At 61.9% G+C, this 16,562-nt stretch carries 16 protein-coding genes; 8 read left to right on the top strand and 8 right to left on the bottom strand.

Annotated elements, in window-relative coordinates:
- Positions 1–3: 3 nt before the first annotated feature.
- The 3 genes from SLW75_RS08685 to SLW75_RS08675 form a co-directional block, all read right to left on the bottom strand.
- Positions 4–855 carry an STAS domain-containing protein gene (locus tag SLW75_RS08685; RefSeq protein ID WP_065991450.1) on the bottom strand — a complete coding sequence of 284 codons (852 nt, stop codon included), beginning with the start codon at positions 853–855 and terminating at the stop codon, positions 4–6.
- A gap of 266 nt (positions 856–1,121) precedes the next feature.
- Positions 1,122–1,601 carry a hypothetical protein gene (locus tag SLW75_RS08680; RefSeq protein ID WP_065991732.1) on the bottom strand — a complete coding sequence of 160 codons (480 nt, stop codon included), beginning with the start codon at positions 1,599–1,601 and terminating at the stop codon, positions 1,122–1,124.
- 156 nt (positions 1,602–1,757) lie between these two features.
- Positions 1,758–2,879: a DUF1615 domain-containing protein gene (locus SLW75_RS08675; RefSeq protein WP_296308949.1), complete on the bottom strand. Its 1,122-nt coding sequence runs from the start codon at positions 2,877–2,879 to the stop codon at positions 1,758–1,760.
- 284 nt (positions 2,880–3,163) lie between these two features.
- Between SLW75_RS08675 and SLW75_RS08670 the strand changes: the two genes are divergently transcribed.
- From SLW75_RS08670 to SLW75_RS08650, 5 genes are all read left to right on the top strand, one after another.
- A complete protein-coding gene (locus SLW75_RS08670) occupies positions 3,164–3,706 on the top strand; it encodes a cysteine hydrolase family protein (protein ID WP_065991448.1) in 543 nt (180 codons plus the stop codon).
- 14 nt (positions 3,707–3,720) lie between these two features.
- Complete coding sequence (locus SLW75_RS08665; RefSeq protein WP_065991447.1) at positions 3,721–4,674, top strand: 2-hydroxyacid dehydrogenase; 954 nt, start codon at positions 3,721–3,723, stop codon at positions 4,672–4,674.
- 232 nt (positions 4,675–4,906) lie between these two features.
- The gene (locus SLW75_RS08660) at positions 4,907–5,551 is read left to right on the top strand and encodes an HAD family hydrolase (RefSeq protein ID WP_065991446.1); all 645 of its coding nucleotides are present in this window, start codon (positions 4,907–4,909) and stop codon (positions 5,549–5,551) included.
- Between the two features lie 82 nt (positions 5,552–5,633).
- Positions 5,634–6,854 carry a putative DNA modification/repair radical SAM protein gene (locus SLW75_RS08655; protein WP_065991445.1) on the top strand — a complete coding sequence of 407 codons (1,221 nt, stop codon included), beginning with the start codon at positions 5,634–5,636 and terminating at the stop codon, positions 6,852–6,854.
- On the top strand, positions 6,851–7,750 hold the full coding sequence (locus SLW75_RS08650; protein WP_410934177.1) for a TIGR03915 family putative DNA repair protein: 900 nt from the start codon (positions 6,851–6,853) through the stop codon (positions 7,748–7,750). Before SLW75_RS08655 ends, SLW75_RS08650 begins: the two co-directional genes overlap by 4 nt.
- 34 nt (positions 7,751–7,784) lie before the next feature.
- On the opposite strand, the gene SLW75_RS08645 is transcribed toward SLW75_RS08650, so the two are convergent.
- The 3 genes from SLW75_RS08645 to SLW75_RS08635 all read right to left on the bottom strand — a co-directional run bounded on the left by SLW75_RS08645 (position 7,785) and on the right by SLW75_RS08635 (position 11,784).
- Complete coding sequence (locus SLW75_RS08645) at positions 7,785–8,852, bottom strand: alpha/beta hydrolase family protein (RefSeq protein WP_296308940.1); 1,068 nt, start codon at positions 8,850–8,852, stop codon at positions 7,785–7,787.
- A 479-nt stretch (positions 8,853–9,331) separates the two neighbouring features.
- Positions 9,332–9,937: an FMN-dependent NADH-azoreductase gene (locus tag SLW75_RS08640; RefSeq protein ID WP_410934176.1), complete on the bottom strand. Its 606-nt coding sequence runs from the start codon at positions 9,935–9,937 to the stop codon at positions 9,332–9,334.
- A gap of 911 nt (positions 9,938–10,848) precedes the next feature.
- Complete coding sequence (locus tag SLW75_RS08635; protein WP_369320080.1) at positions 10,849–11,784, bottom strand: LysR substrate-binding domain-containing protein; 936 nt, start codon at positions 11,782–11,784, stop codon at positions 10,849–10,851.
- A 175-nt stretch (positions 11,785–11,959) separates the two neighbouring features.
- Here SLW75_RS08635 and SLW75_RS08630 point away from each other — a divergent pair, with 175 nt between their 5' ends.
- From SLW75_RS08630 to SLW75_RS08620, 3 genes are read left to right on the top strand one after another with little or no spacing between them, the layout of a single operon-like run.
- Positions 11,960–14,224 carry a heavy metal translocating P-type ATPase gene (locus tag SLW75_RS08630; protein WP_410934175.1) on the top strand — a complete coding sequence of 755 codons (2,265 nt, stop codon included), beginning with the start codon at positions 11,960–11,962 and terminating at the stop codon, positions 14,222–14,224.
- Positions 14,221–14,628, top strand: a complete 408-nt coding sequence (gene cueR, locus SLW75_RS08625) for a Cu(I)-responsive transcriptional regulator (RefSeq protein ID WP_065991439.1) — start codon at positions 14,221–14,223, stop codon at positions 14,626–14,628. The genes SLW75_RS08630 and cueR overlap by 4 nt, the downstream gene beginning before the upstream one ends.
- A gap of 44 nt (positions 14,629–14,672) precedes the next feature.
- Positions 14,673–15,017, top strand: a complete 345-nt coding sequence (locus SLW75_RS08620; protein WP_410934174.1) for an MmcQ/YjbR family DNA-binding protein — start codon at positions 14,673–14,675, stop codon at positions 15,015–15,017.
- 30 nt (positions 15,018–15,047) lie between these two features.
- Here the strand turns inward: SLW75_RS08620 and SLW75_RS08615 are convergent, their stop codons facing one another.
- Positions 15,048–15,491, bottom strand: coding sequence for a DUF1294 domain-containing protein (locus SLW75_RS08615; RefSeq protein ID WP_410929062.1), 444 nt, complete (start codon positions 15,489–15,491; stop codon positions 15,048–15,050).
- 7 nt (positions 15,492–15,498) lie between these two features.
- The gene (locus SLW75_RS08610) at positions 15,499–16,329 is read right to left on the bottom strand and encodes an undecaprenyl-diphosphate phosphatase (protein ID WP_410934379.1); all 831 of its coding nucleotides are present in this window, start codon (positions 16,327–16,329) and stop codon (positions 15,499–15,501) included.
- Positions 16,330–16,562: the final 233 nt, after the last annotated feature.

Below are 16,562 nucleotides of genomic sequence, written 5' to 3'. Positions count from 1 at the left end.
GGCTCATACCGCCTTGGTGAGGGTGACGCCCAGACGGCGCAGGGCCAGTGCGAGGGCATCGGCCAGATTGGCTTTGGTCACGACGCCTTGCAGGTCCAGACCCAGGTGCACGATGGTCTGGGCAATCTGCGGACGCACGCCGCTGATGATGCAATCGGCGCCCATCAGGCGGATCGCGGTCACGGTTTTGAGCAAATGCTGGGCGACCAGGGTATCGACCGTCGGCACACCGGTGATGTCGATGATGGCGATTTCAGCGCCGGTGTCGACGATGCGCTGCAACAGCGATTCCATGACCACCTGGGTGCGTTGCGAATCCAGCGTGCCGATCATCGGCAGCGCCAGAACGCCGTCCCACAGTTTGACCACCGGCGTGGACAGCTCGAGCAGTTCTTCCTGCTGACGCTTGATCACCGCTTCACGGGACTTCTGATAGGTGCGGATGGTGTGCAGGCCCAGACCATCGAGCAGCTCCGACATCTGCAGCACTTGCTCGGCAATCAGCAACGGCTGATCAGCGAAGGCATTTTGCAGTTGGGTGAAGAGCGGGCCCTTGAGGGCGAAGATGAAACTGGCGGTCTGCTGGGAATCCTGACCGGCCAACGCGCGCTGACTGGACAGTTTTTCCAGAAAGTGGCGAACGTCATCCCACTCGGTGGTGGTGATGTTGGCGGAGCCACCCTTCTCCAGCGTCGACGTCAGCAGGCGCAGGAAGTCGGCAACTTGCTGGCGGATTTCCTCGGGCTTGAGATTGCGCGTCGCGCCGCTGGCTTCCAGATCGGCGTGCCATTGAACGGCCAGCTGGGATTCGGAGCGCTTGAGCGCGTCTACGGTGATTTGTTGCAATGCTGCCATGAGGGTGGCTCCAGTGAGTGCAGGTCGAGAATTAGAATTAGTCGACGTGAGCAGGCCTGTGAAATACGCGAAAGGGTCAAAAAAACGGCGCAGAACGTTGCGCGGCAGGTTGTTGCAAGGTGTGGACCAAGAAGCTGTCTGACCCTGGGATTGCAGCCGCCGCAGCGGGCGTGCACCGGGCAGACGAGATACGCCTGCCGCGACTAGGTGTCAAGGTAACATCACCCCGCTTTCTTTGTTTCTTTATCGGCGTGGTCCTTGCGGACTTAGAAAACGCTGTCGACGACCTGCACGTAGATCGAAAACGCCCCCAGCAAAAACCAGAACACGGTGAACAGCCACGGCGTGCGCATGGAAAACATAAGCGACTTGCGATAGCCCTTCTCGCTGGACTCGTGTTCGCTGAACAGCGGCGAGTCGTCGTACGCCAGGCCCATGGCCGGCTGGCTGCTAAGCAACTGGGCCTGCTTGAAATGCCAGTGATCGATGATTTCGTACGCCGCGCGAATGCCCGGCCAGGCGTGCATGGAGCTGATCAGCCCGAGCAACGTCAGAAAAGGCGGCACCACCAGGGTGAACATCTTGCCCCACTCCGGATTGAGGTTGGCCATCGACGAGGCGAAGGCGATCACCAGAAACGATTGCGCGGACAGGTAGGCGTTGGTGCGGTTGGACAGAATGGCCGTCTCGTACTGGATTTCCTTGCGGTAAAAATTCAGCCGGTCTTTGGGTGATCCGAACAGCATGGCGTCGGCGACCTGATCACTCGCTGCCTGCTCCTCGGCAGCCGGGTTGCTGCTGGTAATGATGATCGGTGTTTCGATGTCACGGCTCACGAGGATGCCTCCTGCAAATTGAATATGGGACCGGCTTTAGCCGGGAAGCTTTCAGCAATCGTAGCCTCACTTCAAAGACCCGGACGCCCGCGCCATGCAGCGAACTCGCCGTTCTTCCACCCGCTGCGCAAACCAGGCCGTGGTCAGCTTGCGGGTGATCTTGGGACTTTCCAGCACGATGCCCGGCAAAATAGCCCGTGGCAGCGGTTTGCCGGCGGCCTCGTCGGCCATGGCAAAAATCTTCCCGTACAGCTCGGTCTCTTCGAAGGCCAGTGTTTCGCCCTTCTCCAGCTGGCTGCGGATGGTCGTGTTGCGCATGTCCAGCTTGGGGTAAAGGCTGCGCACCGCCAGTTCGGTCTGCCCAAGCGCCGGGCCGAAACCGTAGCTGATCAGGTCGCCGTCCAGGGCCAGACGCTTGCCGGACACACGCGCCACCGCACTCTGGAACGCGGCATTGCGGCTGGCGTACCAGCCGGCGTTAAAGTCGGCGAAGCGATACAGCGGTCTGTCGTAGCTGACCGGATAACCGAGCAGATGGGCGATGCCGAAGTACATGCCACCTCGACGGCTGAACACTTCATGGCGAATCGAGCCCTCGACCGGATACGGATAATCCCGGGCCTGCCGCTCGGCGAATTCGATGCTGACCTGCATGGGCCCGGCGGTATGGACCGGGTTGAAGTTGCCGAACAATGTACGACCCAGCGGGACCATGCCGATGAAGTCATCGAAAATGGCGCTCAGGTCTTTTTCAGTGCGGGCGGCGCTGAGGCGTTCGTTAAAGGTTTTGCCGGTCGAGGAGCGGATGTCCAGGGCGCTGCGCACCAGCAGATTGGGGATGTGCGCCTTGCTGGCGCGACGGTCGATTTCGTCCTGGGCGATTTTGCCCATTCCCGGAACGGCCGGGTCGACCTGAAAGTTGGATTCCTGCTCGGTCACGGCCAGCACGGAACAGAGGTTCTCAACGCTGGGGTTGATCTTCTGCACGTCAAACGCGCGTTGAATGTCCTGGGCCCAGCCTTGGCGGTCGGCGACGCGGGCGGGCAAGAGCCGCACGATTTCACTGCGTACCACCGAGGGATCCGGCGCGGGTTCCTGATGGCGTTGCGAGCTGCAACCGACCAGCAGCGTCAGCAGGATCAGGCTGGCTAGGGCGTGGAGGTGGCGGCTGATTCCATTCACGGTCATGACTTCTCGGTGGTTACTCAAACGGGGTGGCGCGGTATGGACAGCGGGAAGCGCTGCTGATTCAAACAGGCCGTGTGCCAGCAGGACCGCACAACCGGTGGGACTGGCTTTAGCCGGGAAGGCGTCAATCATTACACTGCAAAATCGAAGTTGTGCACACCGGCCTGTTCCCGGGTGAAGCCGGTCCTACTGCCAGTATCGCGTTCAGTCTGTGCAGCGGCAGTGGTTCAGTTCTCGGGTAGGTATTACTCTCAACCACCCACCCCTCCAAGAAGGAAGCCCGAATGTCCAGCACAGCGCTCATCGTAGTTGATATCCAGAACGACTACTTCCCTGGCGGTAAATGGCCGCTGGTTGGCGCCGACGCCGCCGCGGACAACGCCGTCAAGGTGGTTCAGGCGGCCCGCGACGCCGGGGATCTGATCGTCTTCATCCGCCATGAGTCCGGTGCCGACGCGCCCTTCTTCACGCCTGGTTCCGAGGGCGCCAGGCTGCACCCCAAAGTCCTGAACCTTGAGCACGAGCCGGTGGTGCTCAAGCACTTCCCCAATTCGTTCCGCGACACCGGGCTGCAGGCGCTGCTTGAAGAAAAAGGCATCGAGCACCTGGTGATCATCGGCTCCATGAGCCACATGTGCATCGACGCCACCACCCGAGCGGCGGCGGACCTCGGCTACACCGTGAAAGTGATTCATGACGCCTGCGCCAGTCGTGACCTGGAGTTCAATGGCGATGTAGTGCCGGCCGCCCAGGTCCACGCCGCGTTCATGTCCGCACTGGGCTTCGCCTATGCCGAGGTGCTGAATACCGAAGCTTATCTGGCCTGATGAAGGAGAAAACAATGAGCGACAAGAAAGCCGACATTCTGGTCTGGGGTCCGATGCATGCCTCGCTGATGCACCACCTTGAGCGCGATTACAGCGTGCACAAACTCGCCGACATCCACGACATCGACGCCTGGGCCAGCCAACACGGGGCCAAGGTGCGCGGCGTCGTCACCAGCGGTGTGTTCGGCACCGACAATGCCGTTCTCGATCGGCTGCCGAACCTGGAAGTGGTCAGCAGCTTTGGCGTCGGCTACGACGCGGTGGACACCGAGTATCTGGCGCGCCGTGGTATCAAGCTGAGCAACACGCCCGAGGTCCTCAATAACGCTGTCGCCGAAACCGCCATGGCGCTGATGCTCTGCGTGTCCCGCCGCATCAGCGAAGCCGAGCGCTTCGTGCGGGCCGGTCAGTGGCCCAACGGCAAGTTCCCCCTCGGCAATGACCTGTGCGGCAAGACCTGCGGCATCGTCGGCCTGGGCAAGATCGGCAAGACCATCGCCAAGCGCGCCGCCGCGTTCGAAATGAACATCGCCTACTTCCGCCGTGGCCGCGCCTACGACGATGTGCCCTACCGGCACTACGGTGACCTTCGGGACCTGGCCCAGGACTCGGACTACCTGATCGTCATCGTCCCGGGCGGGCCGGACACCCAACACCTGATCGACGCCGACGTGCTTCGAGCCCTCGGTCCCAAGTCATTCCTGATCAACGTCGCCCGCGGCAGCGTCGTCGACGAGAAGGCCCTGGTCGCCTCGCTGATGGCCTCGGAAATCGCCGGGGCCGGCCTCGATGTGTTCGAAGACGAGCCCAACGTGCCCGCCGAGCTGTGGAAGCTGGACAATGTGGTGCTCACGCCGCACATCGGCTCGGGGACCTACGAAACCCGCCAGGCCATGGCTGATCTGGTGTTCGCTAACGTCAGTGGTCATTTCGACAAGGGCACGCTGGTCACCCCGGTCGAGCTGTAACCGATGCGTCACGCGCAGGCCCGACGATGGAACCGTCGGCCTGCTCCCATGGCGGTTAGCCCTCCTGCACACCTTCCCCGTGGACTGGGTGCGCCGTACCGTAAGTCAGTGACTGAACATCGACGCCAACTTTTCTGGATAATGCCGGTCGAATTGCCCCTACCCGCATTCCAGACACCTGAACACGCATTCCGGTCGAGAAAGCCCGATCGAGAGAGAAGGAGAGCCCTGTTTGAATATTGCCGGCGTCATTTTTGACTGCGACGGAACCCTGGTTGACAGCGAACGGCTGGCCGCCGGCCTGCTGCGCGACATCCTCAACAAGCATCAAGTGTTGCTGAGCGTCGACGAAGTGCTGCAACGCTTTCGTGGCGTGCAGTTTGCGCTGTGCCTGGAAGGCCTGTGCCGCGATTATCCATGGCTGCCAAGCGACGAAATCGAACCCGAATTCCGCGCGCGCACCCTGCCGCTGCTGCAGGAACGCCTCGAAGAAATGCCCGGCGCAGTCGAATTCGTGCGAAACCTCTCGCTGCCCAAATGCGTGGCGTCCAACGGCCCGCGCAGCAAGATCGAAACCTGCCTGAGCACGGTCGGCCTGCTGGACGTGTTCCACGGCCTGATCGTCAGCGCCTATGAAGTGCAATCGTGGAAACCGTCCCCGATCCTGATCGAACACGCCGCCGAACTGCTGGGCCTGCCGCCCAATCAGTGTCTGCTGGTGGAAGACAGCATTCCGGGCGTTGAAGCAGGACTCGGCGCCGGCGCCCAAGTGGCGGGTTATGGCGACACGGATTTCTCGGCGTTCATGGACAACGCCAACTTTCATCGCGTCAAAGATTTCGGCGAATTGAAGGAATTGGTACAGCGCATCAGTTGATCGACCGGCCATCCATCCGATCGGCCCTTGTTCATCCCCGGCTAACTCGATACTGTACATAAAAACAGTATCGAGAAAATCCATGCAGCTGATCGACAAGCTGAGCATCCTCGCCGACGCCGCCAAGTACGACGCCTCCTGCGCCAGCAGCGCCGCACCCAAGCGCAGTTCCGAAGGCAAATCCGGCCTCGGATCGAGCACCGGCATGGGCATCTGCCACAGCTACACCCCCGACGGGCGCTGTGTCTCGCTGCTGAAAATCCTCCTCACCAACTTCTGCCTGTACGACTGCCAGTACTGCGTGAATCGCCGGTCCAGCGACGTGCCGCGCGCACGTTTCAGCCCGGAAGAAGTGGTCACCCTGACCATGGACTTCTACCGCCGCAATTGCGTCAGCGGCCTGTTTCTCAGCTCCGGGATCATCCGCTCGGCGGACTACACCATGGAACAGCTGATCCGCGTCGCCAAGCTGCTGCGTGAAGAGCATGAATTCCGTGGCTACATCCACCTCAAAACCATCCCTGAAGCCGACCCTGCGCTGATCGAAGAAGCCGGTCGCTATGCCGATCGCCTCAGCGTCAATATCGAGCTGCCCACCCAGCTGGGCCTGCAAACCCTGGCACCGGAAAAGGAAATGGGCTCGATCAAGCAGGCCATGCAGACCATTTACACCGGTCAGCAGACCGTGCTCAACGAGCCGCGTGCGCCGAAATTCACGCCCGCCGGGCAAAGCACGCAGATGATTGTGGGCGCTGACGAAACCGATGACAGCACCATCCTGCACACCGCCGAATCCCTGTACGGCGATTTCCGCCTCAAGCGCGTCTACTACTCGGCGTTCAGCCCGATTCCGAACAGCCCGAAGAGCGTGCCCCACGCTGCGCCGCCACTGATGCGCGAGCACCGCTTGTATCAGGCTGATTTCCTGCTGCGCAGCTATGGCTACAGCGCGAACGAACTGCTGCAAGGCCCCGGTCATCTGGCCCTGGACATCGATCCGAAACTCGCCTGGGCGCTGGAGCATCGCGACATCTTCCCGCTGGACCTCAACCGCGCGGAGCCAGCGATGATCGCGCGAATCCCCGGCATCGGCATTCGCACCACCAAACGTCTGGTCGAACTGCGCCGCCAACGTCGCATTCGTTACGAAGACCTGACCCGGCTGCGCTGTGTGCTGGCCAAGGCCAAGCCGTTCATCATTACCAGCGACTACCATCCGCGTCAGGCCGAGAGCTCGAGCATCGATTTACGCGAGCAACTGCGCGACAAACCGCAGCCGCAACAGATGGCGCTGTGGGGATGATCATTCTTGATTGCGCCGACTCATTCGACACCTGGCGGCAGCAGGCGCGCTGGCTGCTGAGCCACCAGATCAACCCGGACCAGGTGAGCTGGAGCGTGCAGCAGGACGCCGACCTCTTCGCCAGCGACGCCGATTACCCGGACGAGCCCGGCCCGTTTCGCGCGCGCATTCCCCTCGAATTGCTGGAACTGCTGCAGAACGCCGCGCAGTTCTGCGGCGACCAGCGCTGGACGCTGCTCTACGAAGTGCTCTGGCGGGTCAGTCACGGTGATCGCACGGCCATGCTGGCCGGCGACAAACTGGGCAGCGAACTGCACCGGCGCTTGAAACAGGTCAGCCGCGAAGCCCATCACCTGCACGCGTTCCTGCGCTTCGTGGCGCTGCCGGTGATGGACAATGCCGAAGACGTTGCGGCCAAGGCGGCGTTGCTGGAGATGTCTTGCCTGCCGGAATACGTCGCGTGGCACGAGCCCGCCCATGACATTCTGCGCACCGCCAGCGAGCACTTCATCGGGCGCATGGGCCGTCATCGCTGGATGATCGCAACGCCCAAAGACGGCGTGTTCTATGACGGCAAGCAGCTGATTCATCAGCCTGAATGCCCGGAGGCGTGGCAATCCCTGGCACGCAACGCCGATGATCCCCACGGCAATCTGTGGCTGACCTACTACAGCCACATCTTCAATCCGGCGCGGCTCAATCCGAAAGTCATGCAGGGTCATTTGCCGGCGAGGTTCTGGAAGAACTTGCCAGAGGGGCCGTTGATTCCGGCATTGATCAGCGAGGCGCGTACCGGCGGGCAGCGTGATGGTCAGGCGCGGGAGATTGCCGAGCGGCGCGGCAAAGTGATTCGGGGCAAACCGGCGGGGGCCTCACCCGCTTCAGAAGCCCCTTAAGCTGCGCGAGTCGGTCTGAGCTTTCCGCGCAGCGTTATTGATCGAGGCTGCTGACGGGATCAAATTCACGATGGGCGGCGGTCTGCATCCCGGCGGTGCCGAGGGGCGTACCCAACGCAGTGCCGAAAAAGCGCACGGCTTCGGTGCTCAGGTCGCGGTGAATGCTTTCTCGGTTGACGCCGATGGCATCGGTACACAGGCCCGGTTGAGTGGCTCGCTGCTCGTCATCACAGGGCGCCATGAACACAAAGTGTCCTGCGCCGGCAAACAACTTGAAATCCGAGACATCGGGGAGCTTGCGGGCCAATGCTTCAGCGTTCTTGTCGATGGCGAGCAATTCGTCGCCGTCGCCGCTGTACAGCAACACCGGCACGTGCACCTCAGCCAAGGTCTGCCGACCGAACATCAACCCCAGCGGCGCCATGAGCATCAAGGCCCCCACGCGGGGATCGGCTTGGGCGTGCAGGTCGTCACGGTCTGCCACCAGTTCGCCTTGGGTTTTGCAGGCGTCACGGTCCTGGGGGCGCTCGGTGCAGTAATGGCGCAGACGCTGCAGATCAGGCTGGGCGCCGGCGAGAATCAACGCCGTTTCGCCGCCCGCCGAATAACCGATCACCCCCACCCGACGCGCGCTGATGTACGGCGACAGCATCGGGTCGATCAGCGCGGCACTGATGGCTTCGGAGATTTGCAGCGGGCGACCGTAGAGATTGCTCAGGCTGCCCAGACGGCTGTGGTCCATGTAGTTGTCGCCCGGATGAAACACCGCCACGACGACAAAGCCCTTGCGCGCCAATGACGTCGCGAGGTCGTGCTGCGCCAGCGGCGTGCCGGTGTTGCCGTGGGACAGCATCAGCAGCGGGAAACGACCCATGGCAATGGTGGCGTCTTCCGACGCTTCAATCGGATACCCCTGAACGCGGGTGACGTGCTCATCGTCGGTGGACGGGTAAAAGGCATAGGCGTGCATGGGCCGGGAATCCAGCGGATCGAGAAACGTCAGCTCGTGAAAGCCCACGCTCCAGCTCTGCAGCTCGCTGGCCTGCACCGAAAACAGGCTGCCCAGCAGGCTAATCATCATCACTGCACAAAGACGCATCATTGCAATGCCCCTCACCTTATCAATCCATCCCTGCCGATTCAGACGCTCAAGGCCTGAGGGCCCGTAAAAACGGCGTCTGTCGCTATCTGACCCGCGGGGTTCGATAACATTCCGAAACGTTTGAGGATCAAGGGTGCACAAGGCGGGCCAAGCTCGATGAATGAAAGACAGCGGCCGCCGTTTGACGCAGAACAGACCGATTGGGCCGGCATTCTACGGTGCTGCAACGAGATTACGCGCAAAGATCTCATAAAGCCTGTCGCGGGGCTGAATGACAGGACGCAAAAGCCGAGGGGGACAAAGCCGAGGGTTTACCTGACCGGGAAGGTCGCGTGTATCCCTGCGAGTTCAAAAGCCGAGGGGACAAACCGAGGGGGACTGATTTATTTACAGCGCTTCACCGTAAATCAATCCGTCCCCTCGGCTGCTGAGGGTTTACCGACCGGGAAGGTCGCGTGTATCCCTGCGGGTTGGTCGGGTCAGGCGAACAGCGTTTCGCTGATGTTCTTTTGCGCGGCGGCCATGGCAGCGGCGCGCGGCTCCTCACCATAAGCCAGGCCTTCGGCCACAACGAATTGCAGGTCGGTGACGCCGATGAAATCGAACACCACCTTGAGCAAGTCATTATGGCCTACGCCGCTCGGTAGGCCCTGATGCAGGCCGCCAGTGGTCGAAACGACGATCACCTTCTTGCCCTTGCACAGACCTTCCGGGCCCGCTTCGGTGTAACGGAACGTGCGGCCGGCCACACAGATCCGGTCGATCCACGCCTTCAACTGGCTCGGGATGCTGAAGTTGTACATCGGCGCACCGATGACCACCACGTCCGCCGACAGAAACTCCGCCAGCTTCGCTTCGTTGGTCTCCACGTCCAGCGTCTGCGCCGCATCGCGGCCCTCCACCGGCGTCCCGGCAGCAGCCAGCGTCGCGCCGGAGAAATGACTGAGTGGCTCATTCGCCAGATCGCTGTACACCACCTGAGTGTCCGGGGCAGAAGCGGTGAAAGCCTCCACAACACTGCGGCTCAACTGACGCGAAGCGGAGTGATCGCCGAGGATGCTGGAATCGATGTGCAAGAGTTTCATAAAGTGCTCCCAAGGTGAGAATCGCCGCCTGGCGATCAAGTGGCGTCATCCTACCTTGCGAGGTAATAAGTGATTAGAGGGTGCAAATGCATTAGATCGTCTCACATACAGGACAATCCAAAGATGGAGCATCGATGCTGGTTTAAAGAATGCTAAAAAGCCTGACATTCATAGTGTTCACACCGGCCCCTTCCCGGCTAAAGCCGGTCCTACAAACACCGCGTGCAGTCAGTAGATCCGGCTTTAGCCGGGAATGGACGCAGAGCGTCCCAGGATGCATACCCGCGCAGAGCGTGGGCACGATCAATAACTCACACTGTGGAGCCGACTTGCGGGCGAACGCGTCTATCTAGCCGATGCAATTTTGGATGACTCACCTCGTTCGCCAGCAAGCCGGCTCCTACAGAGGAATGGAGTCAGCCAGCAAAAGCCCGGCAGCCGTCAGTAGGACCGGCTTCAGCCGGGAAGCTGTTGATCTGCTTTTGATCTTGATCTTCATACACAAAAAGGCCAGACGCCGCAGAACGCGACTTGGGTGCAGGCTGAACGCAGGTCTCGCGCAGTGGGCCGAGCGGCATGGATGCCGCGAGAGCCGCCCCCCGCCATGGATGGCGGATGGCGGCGGGCCCACGGAGCGAGACCGGAGTGAAGGAACCCGACGAAGTCGGGCCCAACCAGGAGCAAGCACCTTTGGTTACTTGGGGTGCTTTTCCAAGTAACTCGCCGAAGGCGAAACAGTCTGCCCCCAGGCAGACGCTCTTGATTTTAAAGAACCTTGATCTTGATCTTGATCTTGAAAAACCCGGGGACAGATTAATTTACGGTGAAGCGCTGTAAATAAATCAGTCCCCTACAGCTCTACAGCTAGTCCCTTACAGCTTAATAACTCAGTCCCCTACAGCTTAAGTCCCCTACAGCTTGCCGGCCAGCTCACACGCCTCCCGATCCGCCTTCGCATTCAACCCAAAATCCTCCGCCAGCAAATCCACCAACCCCCGCACCGACGGCAACAACCCCCGGCGAGACGGAAACACCGCATGAATCAACCCGCTTGGCGGCCGAAACCCCGGCAACAACTCAACCAGCCGCCCCTCATGCAACGAATGCCGAACCATAATCTCCGGCATCTGCACCACCCCCACCCCCTCCACCGCCGCCCGGTGCAACGCATCCAGATCCGACGACACAAAGCGTGGCTGATGAGCAACCTCAATCCGCTCACCACCCGGCCCGATCAACGCCCAACGGTGCTCACGGTTTGCCGGCGCCAGATCCATACTCGGCAGCCCTACCAACTCCTGCGGCGTTCGAACCACCTTACCCTCCAGCAGCGACGGACGAACCACCAACCGCTGATGGCTCTCGCCCAACACCTTCATCACCAGATTCTCGTCCTCCAGCGGCGGAAAACGCACCCTCAGCGCGATGTCATAGCCCTCCCCCAACACATCCACCCGTCGGTTCGTGCTCTCCACCTGAACCTGCACTTTCGGGTGCAGCACCATAAACTTGACGATCGTGTCGCTCACCCCCATCGCACCCAGCGCCGGTGGGCAACTGATGCGCACGATGCCCTGGGGTTCGGACCTCGACTGCTCGACTACCTTCTCCGCCGCATCGGCCTCCACCAGCATCGCCACGCAATGACGGTAGTAATCCAGCCCCACCTCGGTCACCGTGAACTTGCGCGTGGTGCGCTGGATCAGACGTACCCCGAGCCGATCTTCCAGTTGAGCGATGCGGCGGCTGAGCTTGGTCTTCGGTACGTCGATCTTGCGCGCGGCGGCGGCGAACCCCTTGTTCTCGACCACCTGCACGAAGTAGTACAAATCGTTGAAGTCGTACACGGTATGCCGCTCGCCTGGCCGAAAGGGTCCGGGATTGTCGCAGGTTGCAAATGGGCTGTCCTGCGCCGCGGCGGACAAACGATCCGGCCAGAAAAAACATCCCGGCACGCCCCTTGACCTTGCCAGAAGGGCAAGGTTGATCCTTACTGGCAATCGACTTACCGGAGTGTCCACGATGCCCAGTCCCGCAACATTCGATCTGCCTATCGCCGGCATGACCTGCGCCAGTTGCGCAGGCCGGGTCGAGCGCGCGTTGCGCAAAGTGCCCGGCGTCCAGGTCGCCACGGTCAACCTCGCCAACGAACGCGCCCACGTCGAAGTAAGCGGGCAGATCGACCCCGCCGTGCTGGTGGCGGCCGTCGACAAGGCTGGCTACAGCGCCAGCCTCGAACAGGATTCAGCCGTCCAGCAGGCCGACCAGCGCCAACGCCACAACACCGAGCGCTGGCAACTGATACTCGCCATTGTCCTGGCGCTGCCGCTGGTGGTGCCAATGCTGCTGCAGCCGTTCGGCGTCCACGGGATGCTGCCGGCGTGGTTGCAGTTTGCCCTGGCCACCCCCGTACAATTCCTCCTCGGCGCGCGCTTTTACGTCGCCGCCTGGAAAGCCGTGCGCGCCGGTTCCGGCAACATGGACTTGCTGGTCGCGCTGGGCACCAGTGCCGGATATGGGCTGAGCATCTACCAATGGCTGAGCGCTGCGCCCGGGACGATGCCGCACCTGTATTTCGAGGCGTCGGCGGTGGTGATCGCACTGGTCCTCCTCGGCAAATACCTCGAAAGCAGCGCCAAGCGCCAGACCGCCAGCGCAATTCGGGCGCTGGAGGGATTACGCCCTGAACGCGCGATCAAGCGGGTGGACGGCCAGGACATGGAGGTCGCCATCAGCACACTGAGCATCGGCGATCAGGTGGTAGTAAAACCCGGCGAGCGCTTCCCGGTGGATGGCGAGGTGATCGAAGGCCAGAGCCACGCCGACGAAGCCCTGATCAGCGGCGAGAGCCTGCCGGTCCCCAAGCAACCCGGCGACAGGGTCACCGGTGGCGCGATCAATGGCGAGGGCCGCCTGCTGATCAGCACTCAGGCACTGGGCGCAGAAACCGTGCTGGCGCGCATCATCCGCCTGGTGGAAGACGCGCAGTCAGCCAAGGCGCCGATCCAGAAACTGGTCGACAAGGTCAGCCAGGTGTTCGTGCCGGTGGTCCTGCTGATTGCCCTGGCGACGCTGGTCGGCTGGCTGATGGCCGGCGCGGCGCTGGAGGCCGCGGTGATCAACGCCGTCACCGTGTTGGTCATCGCCTGCCCCTGTGCCCTCGGGCTGGCCACGCCGACTGCGATCATGGCCGGCACCGGCGTGGCCGCCCGCCACGGCATTTTGATCAAGGACGCCGAAGCCCTTGAACGCGCCCATGAAGTCACCACGGTGGTCTTCGACAAGACCGGCACGCTGACCTCCGGCACGCCGCGGATTGCCCACATGGCCGCCTTCGACGCTGATGAAAACGCCCTCCTGCAACTGGCCGGTGCGCTGCAGCGTGGCAGCGAACACCCGTTGGCCAAAGCCGTGCTGGACGTGACCACAGAACGTGGCCTGAACCTGGGGGACGTCAGCAACAGCCGCGCGCTGGCCGGACGCGGTATCGCCGGCACCCTGGACAGCCGCGAACTGGCGCTGGGCAATCAGCGCCTGCTGCAAGAAAGCGGCTTGCTGCAAGAAAGCAACTTGATCGGGCTCGACCTGTACGGGCGGGCTCAGGCCTGGGAAGCCGAAGGCCGCACGCTGTCCTGGCTGATCGAACTGAGCCCGCAGCGTCAGGTGCTCGGCTTGTTTGCCTTCGGCGACACGCTCAAGCCCGGCGCCGTTGAGGCCATCGCGCAACTGACCGCCCGGCACATCAGCAGTCACCTGCTGACGGGAGACAATCTTGGCAGCGCCAGGGTCGTCGCGCAGGCGCTGGGCATCAACGACGTGCACGCCGAAATACTGCCCGCCGACAAAGCCGCCACCGTCGTGGCCCTGAAAAAAACCGGCGTGGTGGCGATGGTCGGTGACGGCATCAACGACGCCCCTGCCCTGGCCGCTGCCGACATCGGCATCGCCATGGGCGGCGGCACGGACGTGGCCATGCACGCCGCCGGCATCACCCTGATGCGCGGCGACCCGCGGTTGATCCCGGCCGCGCTGGACATCAGCCGCAAGACCTACGCAAAGATCCGGCAAAACCTCTTCTGGGCCTTCGTCTATAACCTGATCGGCATTCCGCTGGCCGCGTTCGGTCTACTCAATCCGGTCCTGGCAGGTGCAGCCATGGCCTTGTCCAGCGTCAGCGTGGTGAGCAACGCCCTGCTGTTGAAAACCTGGACACCCAAAGACCAAGCCAACGACGAACCTATAGACGCCCCCAACGACAAGCCCAACGACACGGGAGACGCTTCATGAACATCGGACAAGCCGCCAAACGCAGCGGCCTCAGCGCCAAGATGATTCGCTACTACGAATCCATCGGCCTGCTCCCTGCCGCTGCCCGCACCGACAGCGGCTATCGCTTGTACGGCCCGGACGAGCTGCACACCCTGGCGTTCATCAAACGCTCGCGGGATCTGGGGTTTTCCCTGGAAGCGGTCGGCAAACTGCTGACCCTGTGGCAAGACCGCGGCCGTGCCAGTGCCGACGTCAAGGCGCTGGCCCACCAGCACATCGCCGAACTCAATCAGAAAATCGAGGAATTGGCCGGGCTGCGTGACACCCTGCAGAACCTGGTCAGCCACTGCCAGGGCGATCGCCGCCCGGACTGTCCGATTCTGGCGGACCTGGCGTCGAATGGAGGTCGCGCCCATGGGTAACCCACGCACTCGTATACCCCTAACCGCCCTTCAGGAACATGCCGATGCAGATTGAAGACGTCGCCGCGTTCTGCCTGAATCTTCCCGGCGCGCGGGAGGATTACAAATGGGGCGGCGTCAGGGTGTTCTCCATCGCCGACACCAAGATGTTCGCGGTGATGGGCCTGGCCGGAAACGACCTGTCGTTCAAGGTCGGCGCCGAGCTGTTCCTCGGCTACGTCGACCGTCCGGGCGTGCGACCTGCGCCTTACCTGGCCCGCGCCCACTGGATCACCCTGACCTACCCGTTCGCCATGGGCGAAGACGAGCTAAAGGAAGCGCCGATCCGCTCCCACCAGTTAGTAGTCGGCAAGCTGTCGAAGCGCCGCCAGGTGGCGTTGAAACTGTAAACGGGTCCATCCAGCGTTTCTGCAAGCCATTCAATACAAGTGGCGCGAAATCAGGCGACCGCCGAACAGCAGCCGGTCGATCCAGAACAATTCGTGCAGCAGCACAATCAGCCAGAACACCAGCTGGTACGAAAACTTGCGGGTCTTGTGGCGAAACACTTGCTGGGCCAGCAGCGCACCCGGCCACCCGCCCAGCAGTTCGCTCACGTGCAGCAGCTTTTCCGGCGTCCGCTGGCCGCCGCGCTGGGCCTGCTTCTTGTCCCAGCCGTAAAACCCAAAGGCGACAACGCTCATCAGCCCGTAGATCGCCGCCGGCAGCCAGCTGCCACCGCGGGTCCAGTAGGTGACGACGCCGTAGACCGGCAAGCCGCACAGCAACAGCATCGCCAGCAGCTTGAGTTTCAGAAAGCGCACGGCGACAGGCTTGGCGGCGGCCGAGCGCCCCGGGTGTTGCGATTCGGAACGTTGAGTCATCGGAAGATCAGCCCTGCACACTGGACCAGTCGACCCAGCCGAATTGCCAGGTCGCGAGAATCAGCAGACCGAAGGCGATGCGGTACCAGGCGAACACGTCGTAGCTGTGGGTGGCAATGAACTTGAGCAGGCCGCGAACGGCGATCATGGCGAAGATGAACGCGGCGATGAAGCCGATGGCGAACACCGGCAGATCATCGGGCTGGAACAGGTGGCGGTATTTGTACCCCGAGTACACCGAAGCCGCGATCATGGTCGGCATCGCCAGAAAGAACGAAAACTCGGTAGCGGTTTTGCGTGACAGGCCAAACAGCAGCCCGCCGATGATGGTCGAGCCCGATCGCGAAGTACCCGGAATCATCGCCAGGCATTGCGCGAAGCCGACCTTCAACGCATCCACCCAGGTCATCTCATCCACGGTTTCGGCGTGAATCGCATGCTCGCGGCGCTCGGCCCAGAGCATGATGAAGCCGCCGACCACCAGTGCAACGGCCACTGTGATCGGGTTGAACAGGTATTCGTGGATCAGATCGGAAAACAACACGCCGAGGACCATGGCCGGCAACACGCCGACGATGAGGTTGGCGGTGAAACGCCGCGCTTCGGGCCGCGTTGGCAAGCCTATTACCACGTCGAGGATCTTGCGACGAAACGCCCACATCACCGCCAGGATTGCCCCCAACTGAATAATGATATTGAACGCCATCGCGCGCTCGCCGCCAAAACCGATCAGGTCCGCAACGATGATCTGATGACCCGTGCTGGAAATCGGCAAAAACTCCGTCAGCCCTTCTACAACCCCAAGTATCAGCGCCTGTGCAGCGGTCCAAAGATCCATCATTCCCCCGGCTGGAACCTGCTCATGGCACGGCTCTCTTGATATGTATTACAAACTGTTGCGCGAACGATAAACGGTCAAACGTAAAAAAAGCATGAACGTTACAGCGCTCTGCCTCGGGCATGAGCGCGGCGATGCTAGCAGACCTTTCTGACGAACGCGCTAGCATGAATACTGGCGCGAAGGCTTTGACGTTTACCCCATCGTCGTTACATTGCCTCTATGAACCCGAC

It is taken from the genome of Pseudomonas sp. W5-01, assembly GCF_046540435.1.
In the GTDB taxonomy this organism is placed as follows: domain Bacteria; phylum Pseudomonadota; class Gammaproteobacteria; order Pseudomonadales; family Pseudomonadaceae; genus Aquipseudomonas; species Aquipseudomonas graminis_B.
Note: the sequence above shows the minus strand (reverse complement) of the source record. Positions and strands in the feature narration are given on the sequence as shown.